Annotated in this window: 18 protein-coding genes; 7 read left to right on the forward strand and 11 right to left on the reverse strand. The window is 42.8% G+C overall.

Going from position 1 to position 20,864, the window contains the following annotated elements; genetic code table 11:
• Positions 1–35: 35 nt before the first annotated feature.
• Entirely contained in the window at positions 36–1,979 is a 1,944-nt protein-coding gene (locus C8322_RS14460) for a hypothetical protein (protein WP_213065962.1), read from the forward strand.
• A gap of 80 nt (positions 1,980–2,059) precedes the next feature.
• On the opposite strand, the gene C8322_RS02750 is transcribed toward C8322_RS14460, so the two are convergent.
• The gene (locus C8322_RS02750) at positions 2,060–3,694 is read right to left on the reverse strand and encodes a phospholipase D family protein (RefSeq protein ID WP_410169340.1); all 1,635 of its coding nucleotides are present in this window, start codon (positions 3,692–3,694) and stop codon (positions 2,060–2,062) included.
• A gap of 101 nt (positions 3,695–3,795) precedes the next feature.
• On the opposite strand from C8322_RS02750, the gene C8322_RS02755 reads away from it, so the two are divergent.
• Complete coding sequence (locus C8322_RS02755) at positions 3,796–4,806, forward strand: metallophosphoesterase (RefSeq protein ID WP_004891549.1); 1,011 nt, start codon at positions 3,796–3,798, stop codon at positions 4,804–4,806.
• A gap of 22 nt (positions 4,807–4,828) precedes the next feature.
• Here C8322_RS02755 and C8322_RS02760 read toward each other — a convergent pair whose 3' ends face one another.
• From C8322_RS02760 to trhA, 3 genes are all read right to left on the reverse strand, one after another.
• Positions 4,829–5,269, reverse strand: coding sequence for a hypothetical protein (locus tag C8322_RS02760; RefSeq protein WP_111810356.1), 441 nt, complete (start codon positions 5,267–5,269; stop codon positions 4,829–4,831).
• Between the two features lie 143 nt (positions 5,270–5,412).
• Positions 5,413–6,720, reverse strand: coding sequence for an MFS transporter (locus tag C8322_RS02765; protein ID WP_111810357.1), 1,308 nt, complete (start codon positions 6,718–6,720; stop codon positions 5,413–5,415).
• A 142-nt stretch (positions 6,721–6,862) separates the two neighbouring features.
• Entirely contained in the window at positions 6,863–7,507 is a 645-nt protein-coding gene (gene trhA / locus C8322_RS02770; protein ID WP_111810358.1) for a PAQR family membrane homeostasis protein TrhA, read from the reverse strand.
• 101 nt (positions 7,508–7,608) lie between these two features.
• Between trhA and C8322_RS02775 the strand changes: the two genes are divergently transcribed.
• Positions 7,609–8,829, forward strand: a complete 1,221-nt coding sequence (locus tag C8322_RS02775) for a class I SAM-dependent methyltransferase (RefSeq protein ID WP_111810359.1) — start codon at positions 7,609–7,611, stop codon at positions 8,827–8,829.
• On the forward strand, positions 8,823–9,254 hold the full coding sequence (locus C8322_RS02780; RefSeq protein ID WP_108675466.1) for a GNAT family N-acetyltransferase: 432 nt from the start codon (positions 8,823–8,825) through the stop codon (positions 9,252–9,254). Before C8322_RS02775 ends, C8322_RS02780 begins: the two co-directional genes overlap by 7 nt.
• Before the next feature lie 60 nt (positions 9,255–9,314).
• On the opposite strand, the gene C8322_RS02785 is transcribed toward C8322_RS02780, so the two are convergent.
• The 4 genes from C8322_RS02785 to C8322_RS02800 all read right to left on the reverse strand — a co-directional run bounded on the left by C8322_RS02785 (position 9,315) and on the right by C8322_RS02800 (position 14,390).
• Positions 9,315–9,656 (reverse strand): hypothetical protein, encoded by a 342-nt coding sequence (locus C8322_RS02785; protein WP_048882021.1) that lies wholly within the window; start codon positions 9,654–9,656, stop codon positions 9,315–9,317.
• A gap of 154 nt (positions 9,657–9,810) precedes the next feature.
• Positions 9,811–11,943, reverse strand: coding sequence for a 3-hydroxyacyl-CoA dehydrogenase NAD-binding domain-containing protein (locus C8322_RS02790; protein WP_108675465.1), 2,133 nt, complete (start codon positions 11,941–11,943; stop codon positions 9,811–9,813).
• Between the two features lie 10 nt (positions 11,944–11,953).
• Positions 11,954–13,159, reverse strand: coding sequence for an acetyl-CoA C-acetyltransferase (locus tag C8322_RS02795; protein WP_008304523.1), 1,206 nt, complete (start codon positions 13,157–13,159; stop codon positions 11,954–11,956).
• A 220-nt stretch (positions 13,160–13,379) separates the two neighbouring features.
• Entirely contained in the window at positions 13,380–14,390 is a 1,011-nt protein-coding gene (locus C8322_RS02800; protein WP_004814497.1) for an AraC family transcriptional regulator, read from the reverse strand.
• A gap of 212 nt (positions 14,391–14,602) precedes the next feature.
• Between C8322_RS02800 and C8322_RS02805 the strand changes: the two genes are divergently transcribed.
• The 3 genes from C8322_RS02805 (at position 14,603) to C8322_RS02815 (ending at position 18,102) form a co-directional block, all read left to right on the forward strand.
• Positions 14,603–15,724, forward strand: coding sequence for a CaiB/BaiF CoA transferase family protein (locus C8322_RS02805; protein ID WP_008304515.1), 1,122 nt, complete (start codon positions 14,603–14,605; stop codon positions 15,722–15,724).
• 256 nt (positions 15,725–15,980) lie between these two features.
• Positions 15,981–17,624, forward strand: coding sequence for a nitrite/sulfite reductase (locus C8322_RS02810; RefSeq protein ID WP_008304512.1), 1,644 nt, complete (start codon positions 15,981–15,983; stop codon positions 17,622–17,624).
• Positions 17,617–18,102 (forward strand): DUF934 domain-containing protein, encoded by a 486-nt coding sequence (locus C8322_RS02815; RefSeq protein WP_008304510.1) that lies wholly within the window; start codon positions 17,617–17,619, stop codon positions 18,100–18,102. Before C8322_RS02810 ends, C8322_RS02815 begins: the two co-directional genes overlap by 8 nt.
• A gap of 43 nt (positions 18,103–18,145) precedes the next feature.
• On the opposite strand, the gene C8322_RS02820 is transcribed toward C8322_RS02815, so the two are convergent.
• From C8322_RS02820 to C8322_RS02830, 3 genes are all read right to left on the reverse strand, one after another.
• Positions 18,146–18,607, reverse strand: a complete 462-nt coding sequence (locus C8322_RS02820) for a VOC family protein (protein WP_008304509.1) — start codon at positions 18,605–18,607, stop codon at positions 18,146–18,148.
• Positions 18,608–18,867: 260 nt separating this feature from the next.
• On the reverse strand, positions 18,868–20,043 hold the full coding sequence (locus tag C8322_RS02825; protein WP_111810360.1) for a thiolase family protein: 1,176 nt from the start codon (positions 20,041–20,043) through the stop codon (positions 18,868–18,870).
• 111 nt (positions 20,044–20,154) lie between these two features.
• On the reverse strand, positions 20,155–20,676 hold the full coding sequence (locus C8322_RS02830) for a GspH/FimT family pseudopilin (protein WP_034592418.1): 522 nt from the start codon (positions 20,674–20,676) through the stop codon (positions 20,155–20,157).
• Positions 20,677–20,864: the final 188 nt, after the last annotated feature.

The following is a 20,864-nucleotide window of genomic DNA, read 5'->3' on the forward strand; positions in this document are numbered from 1 at the left end:
GGCTCAATTAGGGGCGCTTTGCATTTCAAATCTTTGTGCAACAAAGCCGTAGTACAGTCAATGGGGCCTGTATTGGCACAAATTCGGGTTGTATTGAATTTGCTTTAGATTATCCATTGCAAACTTTAGATTTCCATTGTGGTGATGATACAAAGCAAACATTTGTCACCACATATGATGTAGATAAGGGTGTGGCAACAGGTGCCTGTAAAGTAGGCCAGTCAATTACTTTCTATATTCTAGGTAAAGATGAAAGACGTGTAGATCTGGGTTCATTCTCAATGAATAGGATTGGTAATGTTACATCTAAATCTCATTATCCACGTATGAATTTATTGGATATCGCTGAGGGCATCCGTAACACCAACTCAGCAGGTGATCTGTCTCAATATGATATTGCTATTCGCTTAGTCCAGTTAATTCAAGCCATGGGTTTAAATACTGATCAATTACGATCAGCAACGGAAATCTATCCTGTTGCGATAAATGAAGATATTCGAGCTGGACTTGATCAATTAGATGAAGATATTACTGTTGAAAAAATCAAGACTTTATCTGATCAGGATTTTGATGCCTTACTGAAAAAATGGTTGGGACCAACAACGATTACTAAAGAACAGGCCGAACAGGTACTTCAAGCATTATTAAATATTTCAAATGCTGCTGTTTATCAGCCAGAATTTTCCCTGTTTTCTACTGAATCCTTAGGTAGTTATGTTACCGGTTCAGAAGGGTTAGTAGGATGCAGTAATCTTAACCGAGAATGCTCGCTAACAGATACTGACCTGACACATATCTTGGGTCATTTTATATTGATGACTGACCGTCAGGGGATGACTTTCGGCAGTGGCTTACAGTGGAAAGGCAAAATAGAAAGCACAACCCAGAATCCTGGTGATTTCACCACGATAGGTGGACTGAATGCTCATTTAATTCGTAGTATTAAACCTGTACAAATGACTGCTGATGCCCAAAATTCATGGATTGACCCGGAAACAAAACAAATTACCAATACACCAGGTTATCTATTCAGAGTAGGTGACTCTACTACCGAGAAACTCAAGATTGAACAAGGTCGCTTATATAATGATTATATGATTGCTGGTAAAGAGCGTTTTTATAAGGTTTTGACCGGTAAGAGTGTGAGTTATAACTTAAATGAGAGTGAAAAACGTGAGCTAGGTCTGTGGCAGCAAACCGGGGGAACACTGAATTTTGCTGGTACGATGGATCTTTATAAAATCTATCCAATCACACATTTGGACCGAAGGGTTTTCACGACTCAAAATAATGTAAGAAATCAAGAAAATTATTTTTTCCCGCTTTATGGAAATTTAAAATTTACCTTAACAAATGATTCAAACAGAATAATTAATTTGGGCATTGTGATTGATGAAAATGGTGATATTCGTACGAATATTAAACCTGCTACAGCAAAAGTTGATGAATGTAGTGCTGAATACAATCCATCTACAATGCAAACAACCTATTTGGTCGAGGATTCTGAGGATACGGATGCGGTAGAAACAGTACAACAATATCGTATTGGAACCGTTTCACGTGCCTTTGTACCTGCAGTAGTAAGAAAGAAAACAGACAATACACTTTCTATTCGTATAGTTTTCGCTAATGAGGAATTAGGCGATTTGAACGGCGCTCTCATTGGTATGAACTCCACCATCAAGACCTCAACTGATGGTTCTTCCGAATCCATAGTGGTAGGAGGAGCATTAGTGAATTTGACTGATTTATTTAATGTGAGAGTAACAGGTGACGGTACGAATACTCCTAAACCGGCGATTAGTTTGACAGACTCTGAAGGAAATACAGTGAAATGGGCAAATAGTTTTGCTAGCTTTAGCCAAGTTTATGGTAAACAGAATCCTTCTGATGAAAGTGTTAAGAGATTATCCAAACTTGCAGGAGGTACAGTTGGCCTGACCGCTGCTGAATGCTATAAAGTAAAAACAAAATCCTAATATAAAAATTTCAATAAAAACCAGTCGTATCGACTGGTTTTTATTATTCGGTTCATCTGTTTTCAAGAGGGGTCATGTTGTTACATGAACCCTTCAAGCGGAAGCCAAGACACAAACTTTAACAGGGCTTTTTGATGCCATTTCATTTTTGGTTCTTTGGTCAAAGTTTTAATTTCACCATTCGGTTGCTGGATCTTCCAATTGATATTCTGATTGGCATCTAATACCAATTGATAAGCATATTTACTCAAGTTCTGATCCATGGTTTTATGCACAGCTTGTGCTAAGGAAGGGCTGTTGAGTAATACACCAATCTCTGTATTTAGATAGGCTGAACGCGGATCGAAATTAAATGAACCAATAAACACCTGTTTCTCATCTAAGGCCATCAGTTTTGCGTGTAAACTGGAACGACTCAGACCTTTCAAGCTCACTTTAGCCTTGTCAGCAATTTCCTTGGTATTGGCATTCAGGTTTGCTGCATCTGGCGCCGCTAGAAATTCGTACAACTGTACATCATGTTCCAGTAAATCTTTACGGTACTTAGAATAAAAAGCATGCACAACAGGAACGTCATTGGCTTTATAAGAATTGGTGAGTACTCGAATCTTTATATCTTTTTGAGCCAGACTTTTGAGCCGTTCTGCACCTTCTTTTTCTGGTACAAAATAAGCAGAGACAATATCTACACTTTGTTCAGGTTTTTCCAGATGTTGTAACAACTGGAAATTCAGGTGTTCTTCTTTTTTTGCCTTGGACTTGATTTTGGTAGGTGGGTCTTTAACTACTTCAGCTTCAACCCAATCCAGCTGGATATTATGATCAAGCCATTTATCAAAAGCCTTAGACCTGTTGGCTAAGTTGAGGTAGTTTTGTACTCGTGGGTCATCCTGATGTGCTTTTAGCTGCTGTTTAAGGCTTTCGAAGCGTAGGCTATGGTGACGTGGATTAACAATATTCCGAACTGGATAGGCATAGTCATCATTCCAGTATTCATCAAAGGAATGGATAATCTCATCTGAGGCGGCACCAACCAGCAACACATCTACATCGGAAAATTGATAGGCATCACTTACATTGTAATACTGATTGCTCATATTACGTCCGCCAATCAAGGCAATCTGATTATCTGCAATAAAGCTCTTGTTGTGCATACGACGATTGATACGTTTCAAATCCAGTACCATATCCATGGCACGATGCTGGCGGAAGCGATAGGGATTATATAAGCGAACATCGATATTTTGATGCTGATCCAGTGCCAGATAAATGCCTTCCATCTTCTTGGCATTGTTGTCATCAATCAGGAGGCGGACCTTTACTCCACGGTCGGCGGCCTGAATAATGCCATTTAAGGCCAGTGCGCCAATCCGGTCATTGTCCCAAATATAATATTGCAGATCTAAAGTCTGCTCAGCCTTATGAATCAGTTGCATACGGGCTGCAAGTGCTTCAAGTGGATCATAAAGAACATGATATCCAGTCAAACCTAGATATTGATCACGTAAAGGTTGAACAATTTTAGCTAAGGAAGTCTGTGAAGTATCAGTTTCAAAGGCAGTATGTGAAGGTCGTTCTGCCTGCGGAGGAAGCGTGCTGCAGGCAGGGATCCCCAGAACAAGGCTCAAACCCAGTAAAACAGCAGATTTATATGGAGTATTACGTTGGGAAGTGACCATGGGCTGGTCAGCCTTGGAGCGGGGAGCATTCGTCATATGAATCTAAGCGTGATAAATTAGGTTTGAGTATAATTGCCAGCTGTGAAAAGATAAATACAGAGCAGAGAATGTACTAAAGAACTGGACAAGGCGAAATTATGGGGAATATCGATTCCGTGATCTTATATTTCTATATCGGAATGGCGATTTTGGCGCTGTGGTGTATATCGCAGGCGTGGATCAGTCAGTCACATACCCAGACGATTCATCCCTTTAAAGCCTTTACCCATCTGCTCGCTTATTATCTATCTTATCTACTGATTCCTTTATTTTTCTTTAGTATTTATGGCGGTTTTAATGGATATTATTCCATTCATGAGGCAGTATTTATCTGTCTGCTCAGTGGGGTACTGTGTTATGCACGTTTTATTGAGCCGCATTTAATCCAGATCAAGACTACTCGTTATCAGATTAATACTGATAAAAAAATGCGGCAACCTGTTCGTATTGCTTTAATTGCGGATTTGCATATTGGTTTATTTTCTGGTCATGAACGTCAGCTAAAACAAATTGTACATAAATTAAATCAGCAGCAGCCTGATTTGGTAGTGGTCGCAGGTGACTGGACCTATGAACCGGAAGATACCCTGACCCAAGAACTCGCCATTCTGCAGGAAATTCAGGCACCGGTATATTCTGTGAATGGTAACCATGATGAGCAGTACCCGGGACCGCCCATTCAAGAGTTATTACATACTGCTCTAGTAAGCAATAATGTTATAGATATTGAAGGGCAAATTGTTGAATTTGATGAATTTCGCCTGGTGGGTATTGGTGATCTCTGGGCGGGTAAAGCGGATATGCGGTTCTTGCCAGAGTTGCCGCAAGATAAGCCCTGGGTGATCCTGTCACATAACCCGGATACGGTAGACATGGTGCCGAAATTGCCAAGCCGGCCATTGATGCTTTCTGGACATACGCATGGCGGGCAAGTGGAATTACCGTGGTTGACGGACTATGTGATGAAACGGGTGTCAATTCTCGGACATAAGCGCGGCTTATATCGACATGAACATGCCGATGTATTTGTCACTGTCGGAACAGGTCTGGTGGGTGTACCTTTCCGTTTTCGTGTACCACCCACCATCGATATCATTGAGTTGATATAAATGATTTGGCGGATTTCAGTATCTAGCCAACCATCCAGATAATTAGCAGAATCAGAAGAATAATACCTGCAATGATCCAGATCAGATGCGGTCCATTTTTTGCAGTGACCGGTTCAGCGACTTTTTCCTGTAACTCTTGGGTCGACTCTGGAGTGGGTGGGCGGGTAACATGATCTTGTGTAGCACTTGCAGGGATGGAGACTGCAATAGAGTCGGTTAGCGCTTCAGTCTTCAGCTGTGGATTAATGGTGACATCATCACTAAATCTTGCGCCTTGTGTCTGTACCTGTAAGGCAGCATCATGCTCCATCACGATCGCGGCAATCACTTCAAGCGCCTGCTGTTGGTCTAATGGCGTATGTTGAACAATATATTGGATGGCTTCGCTTTTCTTGTCTTCTTCCAATAAGACCACAATATGAACCAGCTGGTCTTCGGTCAAATATTCGATTGGATCCTGCATATCTTATCCTTCTCGTTATGAATCCGTTTCTGTATTGTTCCGTAAATAGAGGAGGAGAAATAGCAGTTTTTTGTTGCATACCAAATTTCGGAAATAAAAAAGCCAGTGCATTTACACTGGCTTTTTAGAGGGTAATCCTAGAATTAGATCTGATTGTTTACATCATCATTCTTGGTTTCACGAATGAGTAGGAATGCCAGCAGTGACAGGATTGACGCCGCTGTCAGGTAATAACCTACAGCAGATAAGCCATATTGTGTTGCCAGCTTGGTTGCGATCAATGGCGCAAAAGATGCCCCGAAGATGCCTGCCAAGTTGAAGGTCAAAGCGGAACCTGTATAACGTACTGAAGTCGGGAAGATTTCAGACAATACAGTACCAATCGGACCATAAGTTAAGCCCATGATCGCAAGTCCGATACACAGGAACAGGAATACGATAACTGTACTGCCTGATTCAAGCATGTCGGCAAAGAAGATACCGAAGATCGCAGAAACGATACATACACCGATTGAAGTCGCTTTACGACCGAACTTTTCTGCGAGTACGGCAGATAACGGAATGAATGCTGCAAAGCATAGCGTTGCAACTAATTGCAACTGAAGGAATTCTTCACGTGAATAGCCTAGCTGCTTAGTACCCCATTGCAGCGCAAATACAGTTGTTAAGTAGAACACAACGAAGGTACAGATAGCTGCAATTGTACCCAGTACTAACATTTTAGAATGTTTTTTAAATACTTGAACAAAAGGTACGTTTACTTCTTTTTGCTTGTCCAAAACGTTCTGGAATGCAGGTGTTTCATGCAGTTTTAAACGAATCCAAAGACCTACAATAACAAGAAGCGCACTTGAAATGAATGGAATACGCCAGCCCCAAGCCATGAAGTCAGCTTCAGACATCAATGCACCGAGCGTCAAGAATGAGCCAGTTGCCAGGATAAAGCCAATTGGTGCACCCAATTGCGGGAACATACCATACCAGGCACGTTTACCTTCAGGTGCATTTTCAGTTGCAAGTAAGACCGCACCTGACCATTCACCACCCAGACCAAGGCCCTGACCTAAACGGCATAATGCCAAAAGCAAAGGCGCTACAATACCAATTTGAGCATAAGTTGGCAGCAGGCCAATCGCTACAGTAGACAGGCCCATGGTCAGCAAGGCAGCGACCAGGGTGGCTTTACGACCAATTCTGTCGCCGAGGTGACCAAACAATGCCGCACCGATCGGACGTGCGATAAAGGCAATTGCGAAAGTCGCAAGTGACTGGATCGTTGCGGTCATTGGGTCTGTACTTGCCGGGAAGAACAAATAAGGGAAAATAATGACAGCGGCAGTAGCATAAATATAGAAATCGAAGAACTCGATTGTAGTGCCTACTAAACTCGCTGTTAAAACGCGGAATTTTGAGTTTTGTGCTGGCTGAGCAGCAGAATTTGACGACGCCATGAATGACCTTACACTTACTAAAAATAAAAGAACTTAGTTTTAAAAGCGTAATCTTTTTAAAAAAGGCGTAATTTCTTAAAAAAACAACTGCAATCTTCTCAATTCAACTTGCTCAGGGTCACTGAAATGAAGAATGAGAGGATTAAATCACGTAAAGATAGATAGACAGAAAATGTGATCCTGCGCCTATCAATACAAAAATGTGCCAAATAGCGTGCGTATATCTTACTCTTTTTAATGCATAAAACAATGCACCCATCGTATAAGCAAGTCCCCCAATGATGAGAAAGGTTAAAGATTGTACTGATAAATATTTCTGCATATCATCAATAACTAACAGTGCAAGCCAGCCCATTGCGAGATAAGCAAACAGGGAAAGTTTCTGAAAACGATGAATGAAAATGAACTTGAATAGTGTTCCAAAGACAGCAATGATCCATAAAGCAATCAACAAATACTGGGCTTTGGCCGTTGGAATGGCAATTGCCAGAAAGGGTGTATAAGTACCGGCAATCAGATAATAGATCGCAGTATGGTCAATTTTTTTATAGAAATAACGTCGGTCTGCAGTTGTGGCCATGTGATACAGCATGGATGCAGAAAAAAGTACAATCATGCTCAGTGCATAGACCCATAAGCCAATCCATTGACCCGTACTGAGATAAGAGCCTTTAATCACCAGTAAAATACCGGCAATTACTGACAAGGCAGCACCTACACCGTGACTGATGTAGTTGATGCGCTCTTCGATAGCATCATAATCCTGAAGCAATGGTGCATTTGACATAGTTATCATTCTTCTTAAATATACAAATGTATAGTAATTCAATTTTGCTTTTAGGGTAAGAACATTTACACTTTAATGGCAATTCATTTCAGGTTTCTTTTATGTCCATTTTGGCTTCTTTCTCGGTTCAAGAACAGCAATTTCTGGATGCTTTCCAGCAAGCCATTGAAACAGATCAATTTGATCGTCTGATTTTAAGTCAGTACAAGGGCGAACTGGAACAACTGGAGAAAATGACCTTGCGCGTCATTTGGCTGAATGAGCAAAAAGTACTGAGTTGTCTGTACCGATATAAAACCCAGGACGTCGCTAAAAATTATCCTTTAACTGAGGCTTTGTCTCAGGTCACTGAATTATTGGCCTGTTGCAAGCAGGCTAATCTGATCACTACAGCCGAAGAATTGCAGCTGAAAAAAAACAAGAAAAAAGTCATGCTGACCCGCAGCAAAACTCTACCTGTTGTTAAATCCAAAACTGCTGAACAGGGCCATGACCGGGTCAAGCAGCGTTATGTGGATCAGGACAGTGTGTTTCTGCAGCATCTCGGCATTACTGATCAGCAAGGTCAGGTCATTCCGAGCATGGCGCGCAAGTGGAAACAGATTAACAAGTTTGTGGAAATTTTCTCGAATGCGCTTTCGCAGATTAAAGCCTCTCAGGAAGGTCTGCGGGTAGTAGATTTTGGTTCAGGTAAGGGCTATCTGACTTGTGCCTTGTATGACTATATGCAAAAGCATGGACAGACGCCGTGGGTGACGGGTGTAGAACTGAATCCGAAAATGGTTGAGTTTTGCCAGAAGGTGGCAGAACAATCCCAGTTTAACCAGCTCGATTTCTTCCAGGGTGATGTGCGCACCTATGAGCCTGAGCATCTGGATGTGATGATTGCCTTACATGCTTGTGATGTGGCCACGGATTTTGCCATTCATACCGGCATTCGTCTGAATGCGCAGATCATCATGTGTGCCCCATGTTGTCACAAGGAACTACGCCCACAGTTACAGGCGCCAAAAGTTTTGAGTCCAATGCTGCAATTCGGGATTCATACGGGCCAGCAGGCAGAAATGCTGACAGATACTATTCGTGCCTTGTTGCTGAAAGCCTATGGTTATGAAACTAAAGTATTCGAATTTGTTGCGCTTGAGCATACCAGCAAAAACAAAATGATTCTGGCGGTGAAGCGCAAGGACGATCAGGAACCGGATCAGGACGTGCTGAACCAGATTCAGGCTTTGAAAGAGATGTATGGGATTCAGAAACACTCCCTTGAATTATTGCTCAAGGATGAGTGGGATCAGCAGGGGATTGGTTGTAAATGCTAAATCATGCTGAGCTAAAAATTGTTGCAAGCACTTGGGCCGAGCTGGCTGCTGAAGCCAGCCTGATTCGCGAAGCTGTGTTTATTCAGGAGCAGCATATTGCACCGGAAGATGAATGGGATGCAGAAGATAAGCTGTGCACTCATTTTGTGGCTTATCTGCATGATCAACCGGTTGCCACAGCCCGACTATTAACAAGTAATAGTATCGGTCGTGTTGCAGTACTGAAATCAGCGCGTGGTTTCAAGATCGGTCAGCAGTTAATGCAGGCAGTGATTGACTATGCATGCGTTGAAGGACGGCAGTTTATCAAACTTTCCTCTCAAGTCCACGCTATCGGCTTTTATCAGGCTTTGGGTTTTCAGCTACAGGGTGATGAATATCTAGACTGTGGAATTCCACATATCGATATGTATTTACAACTTTAAAGATTCATTTTCAGATATAAAAAAGCGAGGCATGAACCTCGCTTTTTTTATCGTAAGATCTTAATGACCATGTGCACCATGTTCGGTATCCATATTGGCATGTTCATCTGCTGACATATGCTGTTTTTCAGCAGCTGTTGATTGCGGTTCAGTACCTTGTTGAGCTGCTGCACGCGCTTCACGATCTGCCTGAGCTTTGGCAATAGCTTCTTCTGACATGGTTGGGGCATTTTTAAATGCGTGTTGCTGGGTATCCTGTTTCTTCTGCTGGCTTGGCATGTAGTCCGGTTCATTGCTGACAGCTAACCAGAAGATAAACATGAATATACCACCAATTATGCAGAAGATAATCAGTGCTTTCCAACCCCAAGGTGAATTTTCAGGAGTATTTTGATCAGACATGGTATGAACCCAAAGAGGATATAGAATCTATGTTACTTTATAACATAGATTGGCTGAAAAGCAGACTGGATTTGTAGTGTAAAATATGACCATTTTTCAGTAGACTTATAAAAAAGAGGAGCTTAACGCTCCTCTTTATTCTGTGCGAATGAGATTAAAAAGTTTCAGCAGCAGAAACCTTATTTTTTAACAGTGTCGGTGCTTTAAAGCGTTCGCCATATTTTTTTTCCAGTACATTGGCACGTGCCAAGGCCTTCGCCAGTCCATACTGATTTAAATATTGCACTGCACCACCGGTCCAGGCAGGGAAGCCAATGCCAAAGATCGAGCCAATATTACCTTCTACGGTTGACTGCAACACACCTTCCTCCAGACAACGTACGGTATCCAGCGCTTGCACAAACAGGAAGCGTTCAATCATCTCCTGCTCAGAAATCTCGGTATTTTTATTCCAGTGACTGAGGCCTGACCAAAGTTGTTTTTTCCCACCTTCAGGATAGTCATAAAAGCCCGCGCCAGCTGCCTTTCCTTTGCGATTAAACTGGTGAATCATGGTTTGAATGACTGCATCGGCAGGTGAGGCCTGACGTTCTTTACCTTCTGCCTGAAGTGCCTTGCGCGTTTCATTGCTAACATGCTCGGTCAGAGTTAAGGACACTTCATCCTGAACTGCCAATGGACCAACGGGCATACCGGCTTTTAAAGCAGTCATTTCAATACGTGCTGGATGCACACCTTCTGACAGCAGACGCAAACCTTCTTGTACAAAAGTACCAAAGACACGGCTAGTAAAGAAACCACGACTGTCATTCACGACGATTGGCAACTTGCCGATCTGCTGCACGAAATCAAAAGCTTTGGCGAGGGTTTCGTCTGAGGTATTTTGCCCCCTGATGATTTCTACCAGCTGCATTTTATCCACCGGACTAAAGAAATGCAGACCGATAAATTTATCTTGATCCTTGCTTGCCTGTGCCAGATTGCTAATTGGTAAGGTCGAAGTATTTGATGCCATTACGCCGTCTTCAACCAGATACTGTTCTGCTTCCTGAGTCACCTGAGCTTTCAGTTCCTGATTTTCAAAGACCGCTTCGATGATCAGGTCACAGCCTTGCAGTTCATTAGCCTCGGCAGTGGTCCGAATTAGGCTTAGAATCTGATTGCGCTGCTCAGCTGTAAGTCGACCTTGACTGACTTTCTTGTCCAGCAGTTTCTGGCTATAGGCTTTGCCTTTTTCAGCAGCTTCGATCGAGATATCTTTTAGAACGACCTGAATACCTCTGCTGGCGGTGACATAAGCAATTCCAGCGCCCATCATCCCTGCACCCAAAATCCCAACTTTCTTGGCTTGCCAGTTGGCAAAATCTTTTGGGCGATGAACCCCGGATTTAATACTGTTCATGCCATGCCAGAAAGTGCCGATCATGTTTTTCGATATCTGACCGGTCGCCAGATAGGTGAAATAACGGGATTCAATACGGAGGGCTGTATCGACATTGACCTGTGCACCTTCAACTGCTGCAGACATAATCGCTTCAGGTGCTGGATAACAAGCTTTGGTTTTATCACGTAGCATCGCAGGAGCAATTGCCAGCATTTGTGCCACTGCTGGAGTGGATGGTGAGCCGCCTGGAATCTTGTGGCCTTTTTCATCAAAAGGTTGTACGGATTTGGGATGGGCTTTAATCCATACAACTGCTTTTTCCAGCAGCTCATCCAGGCTATCAGCCGTGTCATGAATCAAGCCCAATGCTTTAGCTTTTTCTACACTGAGCTGCTTACCTTCCATCAATAAAGGAAGGGCAGTTTGTAAACCCAGTAAACGAACAGTACGGACTATGCCGCCACCCCCGGGTAGCAGACCTAAAGTCACTTCAGGTAAACCAAATTTGCTTTTCGGATCATTCAAGGCAATCCGGTGATGGGCACACAGGGCGATTTCCCAGCCACCGCCAAGTGCGGTACCGTTCAAGGCTGCAACCACCGGAATACCACGGGTTTCGATATAGCGCAGCTGTGCTTTCATCTCTTCAATCATGTTGAAAAATTCAGTGGCATGTTCTGGTGTAGCTTGAATCAGTTCATCCAGATCACCACCAGCGAAAAAGGTCTTTTTGGCTGAACGGAAAATAATTCCGGAAATTTCATCATCTACTTTAAGCCTATCGACAACTTCGCTAAGTGCAGTGCGAAAGTCGGCATTCATGGTGTTAGCAGACTGGTTTGGAGAGTCAAAAGTCAGAACAATAATATTGTCCGCTGTTTTTTCAAATTGAATGGCGCTCATGGTTCTCTCCTTAAACCAGTTCAATAATGGTGGCAATACCCATGCCGCCACCGACGCATAAAGTTGCTAATCCACGTTTTTTACCCTGGCGTTCCAGCTCATCTAACAAAGTACCGAGAATCATGGCACCGGTTGCGCCGAGTGGATGTCCCATGGCAATGGCACCACCGTTAACATTGACTTTGGCTGGATCAACGTTGAGCTCTTTAATAAAGCGCATAACGACTGAGGCAAAGGCTTCATTGACTTCAAACAGGTCAATATCATCAATGCTGAGGCCAGCTTTAGCCAAGGCTTTACGTGCAGCCGGAGCAGGACCGGTGAGCATAATGGTGGGATCAGCGCCCACCAGAGCCGTTGACAAGACTTTGGCACGCGGTTTTAGATTCTGCTCTCTAACAGCTTGTTCTGAGGCAAGCAGGACCAATGCAGCACCATCCACGATGCCAGAAGAATTTCCCGCATGGTGCACATGATTGACTGTACCGACTTCTGGATATTTTTGCAGGGCAATTGCATCAAAGCCCATCTGTCCCATGGTGGCAAAGCTTGGGTTGAGTTTACTGAGTGTTTCAATAGTCGTATTCGGTTTAATGAACTCATCTCTATCCAGAATCACCACACCAGCTTTATCTTTAACTGGCACAACTGATTTATCAAAATGACCACTGGCCTGAGCTGTTGCCGCTTTTTTCTGGGACTGTTCTGCAAAGCTATCTACATCATCACGGCTATAACCATCAATGGTCGCGATCAGGTCGGCCCCAATGCCTTGTGGAATAAAGTCACAAGCCATATTGGTTTCAGGATCGAGTGCCCAAGGGCCGCCATCCGAACCCATCGGTACGCGGGACATGGATTCGACTCCACCCGCAACCACTAAATCCTCCCAACCTGAACGAACTTTTTGTGCGGCCAGATTGACTGCTTCCAGACCAGAAGCGCAGAAACGGTTAATCTGTACACCAGCCACATCGTTATCCCAACCCGCTGCAATTGCTGCAGTTTTGGCAATATCAGCACCTTGGTCACCAATCGGGGTGACACAGCCCAAGACAATGTCATCAACCTTGGCGGTATCTAAGGAGTGACGCTCTTTCAGTTCATTGAGCAGGGTAGTGAGTAAACTGATCGGTTTGACTTCATATAAGGATCCGTCCTTTTTTCCCTTGCCACGTGGTGTGCGAATGGCATCGATGATATAGGCCTCGCTCATACAATTTCCCTTTTTTGAATGAATAAGATTTGTTCTAATGATTTTGAGTGTAATGATTCTTTAGCTAAGCGCAATGACGAGAACGAACCAGGTCATTTGAGCAATCTGGTCAATGGCGATGATTCAAAAAAAGATCAGACAAAAAAATGCCCAAGTCTGGAGCTTGGGCATGAACTGAGATTAGCAAAAGAGCTAATATTGAATATGAAGAGGATGTGGCTTAATGGTAACCATGTAACTGGCGATATAAACCTGGTGTTACACCGGTCCATTTTTTGAAAGCACGATGGAAGGTGCTGGTTTCACTAAAACCGACCTGTTGCGCGACATCTTCTAGGGTTAAATCTGGATTTAACAAGAGGTGAATCGCAGCATCTCGACGCAGTGCATCTTTAACGCCTTGATAACTCTTGCCTTCCGCAGCCAGACGACGACGTAAAGTTTGTGGAGATAGATATAGCATGGAAGCGACATCATTCAGCGTCGGCATTTCTTCGCCTATCTGGCTCTTCAGTACATCACGAATACGGGAGGTTAGAGAGTTGGTATTTTTGAATTTTACCAACAGTTGAGCAGGTGCAGCTTTCAGGAACTCTTCCAAGGTTTCTTCATTCTGACGGATGGGTAAATCGAGATAATCCGCTGCAAAAGTAATTTCAGTACGTGGCGCGTCAAACTGCATCACGGGTGCAAAAAATAATGCGTCATACTCATCCGCATGATTTGGACGTGGATAGCTGAAATGTACACGTTCTAATGGGAGGCGGCGTTCAATCAACCACGAAGCCAGACCATGCCAGATCATTAGCATGCTTTCAGTGATGAAATGATCCGGGTCCATCTCTTTCGGAATTTGAGGGACTAAACGTGCTTCATGCTTGTCACGTTCCAGTGTCACCGCCCAGTCATCGCCAAACAGCTTGTAGAACTGGGAAGAAAGTTCCAGCGCATCACCTAAAGTTTTAGCGTGGATGATCAGCTGACACATGATTGCGAATGTGCCCAGACGACGAGGCTGTTTGTCAAAGCCGACATGCTCGTCCTGTGTCACCATCCACAGCATTTTAATAAAACGGGTATATTGTTCTGGCGAGATACGGGCCTTAGGCTGATGCAGAAGTTCAGCTTCAATACCAACATGAGACAATAACGTATCGACGTCCATGCCGAGACGCTTCACGCCGTAGAGTGCAGCGTTAACGAAATGGATACTGATCGTATCGCGACTCATGTTTAATCCTTCAGTCTCTTTGATGTTCACTAATGCTTGACCTAATTGACAACAAATAATAAATCAATGGCAATTTACAAAATCGGATTTGCCATTTGTTACATATTAAATTGCCGAAATGATCAAGGTAAATGGCTGAACATGACATTGTTTTTGTGTGTTTATGTTTCTAATATGCATAAAAAACCATCATAAATAGAGTAATTATTCTAATGTCCTATGCGTTAAAAGGATTGAAAGTCCTCGATTTTTCTACACTTTTACCTGGTCCTTTTGCCACCATGTACTTGGCAGACCTCGGTGCCGAGGTTGTGCATATTGAATCACCAACACGTCCTGACCTGTTGCGATTAGTGCCACCATACGCACATGGACAGGCAACTGCACACAATTATTTGAATCGTAACAAACACTCTATCACGCTGGATCTTAAAAATCGTGACTGTATCGAACAGATCAAAACTAGGATTTCGGACTATGACATCGTGGTTGAACAGTTCCGTCCCGGCGTAATGCAACGTTTGGGACTGGATTACGCCACCTTGGCTGAAATCAATCCGCGACTTATTTATTGTTCCATTACTGGCTATGGGCAAACTGGTTCTTATAAAGATAAGGCCGGGCATGACATTAATTATCTGGCCTTATCCGGAATTGCCGGCCATAGCGGTCGGGTTCAGGGTGGTCCACCGGCTTTAGGTATTCAGGTCGCTGATGTTGCTGGCGGTTCCATGCATGCGATTATCGCTGTCCTGGCAGCGGTGATTGAGCGCCAGCGTAGCGGAATGGGACAGTATATTGATATTTCCATGACCGATTGTTCGGTGACCTTAAATAATATGGCAGCCGCCGCCAGTCTGGCAGCAGGTGTGCATGCCCAACCGGAATCGGGGCATCTCAATGGCGGCACTTTTTATGATTATCACCAAACTCAAGATGGACGTTATCTTTCTATTGGCAGTTTAGAGCCACAATTTATGCAGGGTTTGGCACAGGCATTGCAGTTACCAGTTCTGTTAGAAAAAGGTTCATCCTTAGATGCTCAAGACCAGAAAGAAGTGAAAGCAGCAATTCAAGAGAAAATTCGCAGTAAAACTCTGAATGAGTGGCAGACTATATTTGATGCTTTAGATGTGTGTGTGGAGCCGGTATTACACCTGGATGAAGCCTTAACTTCACAACTGGCACAAGAGCGGGGCTGGGTGGTGCATGTTCCAGTCAAAGCAGGGGAACAGGAGACTGAGCCACAGCTGGCCTGTCCAATCAAATTTTCCCGTTCTAGCTCACGCTATGATTTTATGGGACAGGCACTAGGTGAATCTGAACAGTGGTAAGTTTTTAGATCTTTTAATGATTATTTATTAATCAGCAGAGGTGAGCTGCTTTTATATGAAAATAAATGCTAAAGATTTAAAAAATAAATCATTATTCGTTAAAAAGGAGTTTTGCTCGACAAATCCTTTAAATCACTGAATTTCTGGTAGGCTTATCAATAAAATCGCTATGAAATATGTATAAAAAGCATTTTATTGATAGATTCAATCTCGTTATCCTTGCCGACGATATAATAGAAACTACTAGCTGTACGCCATGTATTTATATACTGATTTCGATCAGCAACTGATTAATGAACGTGTTGCACAGTTCCGTGACCAGACGGAACGTTATTTAGCGGGCAAATTGACGGAAGATGAATACCGTCCGCTCCGCCTTCAAAATGGCCTATATGTACAACGTTATGCGCCAATGCTACGTGTAGCAGTACCGTATGGTCTGATGAACTCTAAACAGTTACGTAAAATTGCGGAACTGGCAAAAGAATATGACCGTGGTTATGCACACGTATCAACACGTCAAAACTTCCAGTTCAACTGGCCTGCACTGGAAAATGTGCCAGATATGCTGCAAGAATTGGCATCAGTACAAATGCATGCGATTCAGACATCAGGTAACTGTATCCGTAATACGACGACTGACCAATATGCTGGTGTCGTTGCAGGCGAGATTGCGGATCCGCGTCCAACATGTGAATTGATCCGTCAATGGTCTACTTTCCACCCGGAATTTGCTTTCTTGCCACGTAAGTTCAAGATCGCTGTTTCAGCACTGGAAGAGATCGACCGTGCAGCAACTTCATTCCACGATATCGGTGTATATATCGTAAAAAATGAAGCGGGTGAGATGGGCTATAAAATCAAAGTCGGTGGTGGCTTAGGTCGTACACCAATTATTGGTAGCTTTATCCGTGACTTCCTGCCACGTGAAGACCTGATTGCTTATCTAGAAGCAGTACTTCGTGTATACAACTTGCATGGTCGTCGTGACAACAAATATAAAGCGCGTATCAAAATCTTGGTAAAAGCACTGACACCTGAAGTATTTGCTGAGAAAGTAGAAGCTGAATTTGCACATACCATTAAAACATTGAAAATCGATGCTGAAACCTTGGCAAAAATGGATGAGAACTTCACGCCATTTGCTTATCAAGATTATGCAGATGAAGATTTTTCTGAACAGTTCGCGGCGCATCCGAAATTCAAGCAATGGTTCAATATCAATACCAATGCGCACAAAGTGAAAGGCTATCGTATCGTTACGATTTCACTGAAACGTGCAGGTGTGGCTCCTGGTGATGTAACCACTGAAGAGATGAACCTGATTGCAGATCTTGCAGACAAGTACACTTTCGGTGAATTACGCACGACTCATGAGCAAAATATTGCCCTTGTTGATGTCCCACAAAAAGACCTGTTCGAATTGTGGACGATCCTGGAACAAAACAATCTGGCACGCGCTCACATCGGCTTCTTGACGGACATCATTTGCTGCCCGGGCGGTGACTTCTGTTCATTGGCGAATGCGAAATCAATTCCGATTTCTGAAGCAATTTCACGTCGTTTTGATGATCTGGATACGATTTATAACCTTGGCAAAATCGACCTGAATATTTCAGGTTGTATGAATGCCTGTGGTCATCACCACGTCGGTAATATCGGTATTTTGGGTGTAGATAAAAAAGGTGCTGAATTCTACCAAATTACTTTAGGTGGTAATGCAGACCATGATGCATCGCTTGGTGACATTCTTGGTCCATCATTTGCTGCTGAAGTAGTGCCGGATATCATCGAAGAAATCCTGAATACTTATCTTGACCTGCGTCAGGAAGGTGAAGAATTTATCGATACCTATCGTCGTGTTGGCATCCAACCATTCAAGGAGCGTGCATATGCTTAATACCGCACTACAAGTGCTCTCTAAAGATGGCACGATTGCAGACAATACTTACCAGTTGATAGGTGAAGATGGCGTATTGCCACAAGGTGATGTGGTTCTGACTGTTGAACAGTTAGATCAAATCGCCAATGTTTCGGGCAAAAAAGCACTTTACCTGACAGTAGATGCTTCTCCTGAAACCAATGAATTTCCACTTGATCAGTTGGATGCAATCTTTATCGAGTTTGCCGGTTTTAATGATGGCCGTGGTTATTCATTTGCAGCACTTCTTCGTCGCCAGGGTTTTCAGGGCGAGCTGCGTGCAACAGGTGATGTATTTAAAGATGTGTTGAACTACATGAAGCGTTCGGGTTTCGATACTTTCGTGATTAAAGAAGGTAAAGATATTCAGGAAGCGGCAGCAGGTTTAAATGACTTTAGCAATCCGTACCAAGCATCCACAGCTGTGGCAAAACCGAACTATCAGACTGGAGCTTAATCCGTCTTCAGTTAAAAGCCTCCAAATGGAGGCTTTTTTATTTCTAGAAATTTGGACTACGTTCTTCTAATAGACAGTTAATCATCCACTGCACACCAAACTGATCGGTACAGGCACCGTAAAGTGCGCCCCAAAAAGTTTTTTCCAAAGGCATTTCAATTTGACCCTTGGCAGATAAAGCCTCAAACAGTCGTTGAGCTTCGGCTTGTTCACTAGCACTTAAAATAATTGCAATATAGTGATTGGTCCCTTTGGTAAAAGTAGGGGAGCTAGGGCTGTCTAGCTTTTCATTAATATCTGATCCCATTAATTCAGTATATTCATTGATAGGAAGTGAAATATGCAAAATCTGGCTTCTATCCGTATCGGAGAGGTCAATGCCTTCCTGTCCGGGTATATCACCATAACGGCTCAAATTAGAAAATTCACCACCAAACACTGAACGATAAAAAGTAAAAGCGGCTTCAGTTTCACCCTGGAAGTTGAGATAGTGATTAAATCGCATGGAGGTTTCCTTTTTCTTGTTTTGATTCTCTCTAATCTACTCCTTGCAACGTGTCTGATTGATAAAGAAGCTTTATGAAAATGTAAGTACGGGAATTCGTCTATTGATAGGGTAATCAAGACAAAAATAATTTTTAGTTTAAGGCCCGGTTTTAAATGATTGTTCGAGTAATATTTTAGTAGTCATCATTAAGGCCAGATTTTGGATTAATAAAAAAGAGGGCTCTAAAAGCCCTCTTCAGTCATTTGATTTTTCGATAATTAGATTAGCTCAATCGCGACTGCAGTTGCTTCACCACCACCAATACATAGCGCAGCGATACCACGTTTACCGCCTGTACGTTTCAATGCATGGATTAAGGTCAGGATAATACGAGAACCTGTAGAACCCACTGGATGACCTAGTGCACAAGCACCACCATTAATATTGACTTTTTCAGGATCAAGCTTGAACTCATCCATTGGACACATGGTGACCATGGCAAAAGCTTCATTGATCTCCCAAAGATCTACTTCTTCTGCTGTCCAGCCTGCTTTATCCAGTACTTTCTGAATAGCACCAACTGGAGCAATTGTAAACTCGGATGGATGCTGAGAGTTTGACGCATAGGCAACAATTTTTGCTAATGGGTTTAAATCTTGAGCTGCTGCATTGTCAGCAGAAGTTAAAACCAATGCAGAGGCACCATCAGAAATAGAGCTGGCATTTGCTGCAGTAATGGTACCATCTTTGGCAAAAGCAGGGCGTAATGTTGGAATTTTATCAATATTGGCATTGAATGGCTGTTCGTCTTTATCAACTACTACATCACCTTTACGGGTGGAAACAGGGACTGGCACAATTTCATCTGCAAAGTAGCCTTCATTGACCGCAGTTTGTGCACGTTTTAATGAACGGATAGCGAAATCATCCATCTGTTCACGCGTATAACCTTTGGTATTTGCCATATCTTGGGCAAAAGAACCCATTAGGCGACCAGTTTCTGCATCTTCTAAACCATCCAGGAACATATGGTCTTTAATTTCACCATGGCCCATACGGAAGCCGCCACGTGCTTTAGGTAATACATAGGGCGCATTGGTCATCGATTCCATGCCACCAGCAACTACATAAGTTGCAGAACCGGCCTTGATCATGTCAGCAGCTTGCATCACTGCTTTCATGCCTGAACCACAAAGCTTATTAATAGTTACAGCACCTGTGCTGTCTGGAAGACCAGCCTTACGCATTGCCTGACGGGCAGGACCCTGTTTTAAACCGGCAGGAAGAACACAACCCATAATGACTTCTTCGATGTCTGTTGGTTGTAAACCTGCACGTGCAATGGCTTCTTTGATCGTGACAGCACCTAGTTCAGGCGCAGTCACACCTGATAAGCTGCCTTGGAAGCCACCCATGGCTGTACGTGCACCATTGACAATTACGATGTCAGTCATTGTTGTATCTCCATATGAGTTTTAGTCTTTTATTCTCGACCTAAGCAGTATATTGAAAAAACTGCAAGATTAAAGCCTCAAAAAAATTGAATCATAAACCGGACAGTTTTCTCAGCATGTATTTAGATTCTCTTTACGCAGATGCCCCATTTTGCTAAGTACAATTTTGTAATAATAGGAATGCTGAAAAGAACAGTAGTAAAAGCTGCCATTGGAGCCAATAGGTAAATTGGTTTGAGCCTGATAGTTGATACTTGGGATACTTAAAGCACCTCTCCAATCCAGCTGTCCATATTTAAGTCTTAGATGATCAACATGCAGTACGGTTTCGCCGGCATCAACCTGTCTATTTTTATTTTGATCGACAAATACCAGCCAGGCATTGCTCCACTGATTTGTTTGACAGGTCGATAGATTTAATGTGGGACAAATCACAATATTCTGCCGTAATACTGCCGATTGACTACGTGCATAGCGATTCACTGCTTTAATCTTCTGATAAATACTGTTAGCTTCTTGTTTTGACTGATATTCTTGAAACAAAGGAACTGCTAGGGTTGTAAGTATTGCAAGAATGGAAATAACAACAATAAGCTCCACAATTGTGAACGCATTATTTCTTTTTATATACATGATTTAACCTATTTATATATTATTTTTATTTGAAACATGCTATTAATTAGGCGTTTTTTAATGCTTTTTTTTATTTACCTAGTATTTTTGTACTTGAAATAGGAGAAAGCTGTTAAAATTAGGTAAGAGACAATAAGGTATTCACAATAAAAAATTGAGTAAAAAGTTACCGAATTACAACGGAAATT

This window comes from Acinetobacter sp. SM1B, assembly GCF_003289665.1.
Lineage (GTDB): Bacteria > Pseudomonadota > Gammaproteobacteria > Pseudomonadales > Moraxellaceae > Acinetobacter > Acinetobacter schindleri.

Coding starts and splice junctions, on each gene's coding strand:
- C8322_RS02750 (WP_410169340.1), bottom strand. CDS start 3,694: ATGACGAATGCTCCCCGCTCCAAGGCTGACCAGCCCATGGTCACTTCC.
- C8322_RS02755 (WP_004891549.1), top strand. CDS start 3,796: ATGGGGAATATCGATTCCGTGATCTTATATTTCTATATCGGAATGGCG.
- C8322_RS02760 (WP_111810356.1), bottom strand. CDS start 5,269: ATGCAGGATCCAATCGAATATTTGACCGAAGACCAGCTGGTTCATATT.
- C8322_RS02765 (WP_111810357.1), bottom strand. CDS start 6,720: ATGGCGTCGTCAAATTCTGCTGCTCAGCCAGCACAAAACTCAAAATTC.
- trhA (WP_111810358.1), bottom strand. CDS start 7,507: ATGTCAAATGCACCATTGCTTCAGGATTATGATGCTATCGAAGAGCGC.
- C8322_RS02775 (WP_111810359.1), top strand. CDS start 7,609: ATGTCCATTTTGGCTTCTTTCTCGGTTCAAGAACAGCAATTTCTGGAT.
- C8322_RS02780 (WP_108675466.1), top strand. CDS start 8,823: ATGCTAAATCATGCTGAGCTAAAAATTGTTGCAAGCACTTGGGCCGAG.
- C8322_RS02785 (WP_048882021.1), bottom strand. CDS start 9,656: ATGTCTGATCAAAATACTCCTGAAAATTCACCTTGGGGTTGGAAAGCA.
- C8322_RS02790 (WP_108675465.1), bottom strand. CDS start 11,943: ATGAGCGCCATTCAATTTGAAAAAACAGCGGACAATATTATTGTTCTG.
- C8322_RS02795 (WP_008304523.1), bottom strand. CDS start 13,159: ATGAGCGAGGCCTATATCATCGATGCCATTCGCACACCACGTGGCAAG.
- C8322_RS02800 (WP_004814497.1), bottom strand. CDS start 14,390: ATGAGTCGCGATACGATCAGTATCCATTTCGTTAACGCTGCACTCTAC.
- C8322_RS02805 (WP_008304515.1), top strand. CDS start 14,603: ATGTCCTATGCGTTAAAAGGATTGAAAGTCCTCGATTTTTCTACACTT.
- C8322_RS02810 (WP_008304512.1), top strand. CDS start 15,981: ATGTATTTATATACTGATTTCGATCAGCAACTGATTAATGAACGTGTT.
- C8322_RS02815 (WP_008304510.1), top strand. CDS start 17,617: ATGCTTAATACCGCACTACAAGTGCTCTCTAAAGATGGCACGATTGCA.
- C8322_RS02820 (WP_008304509.1), bottom strand. CDS start 18,607: ATGCGATTTAATCACTATCTCAACTTCCAGGGTGAAACTGAAGCCGCT.
- C8322_RS02825 (WP_111810360.1), bottom strand. CDS start 20,043: ATGACTGACATCGTAATTGTCAATGGTGCACGTACAGCCATGGGTGGC.
- C8322_RS02830 (WP_034592418.1), bottom strand. CDS start 20,676: ATGTATATAAAAAGAAATAATGCGTTCACAATTGTGGAGCTTATTGTT.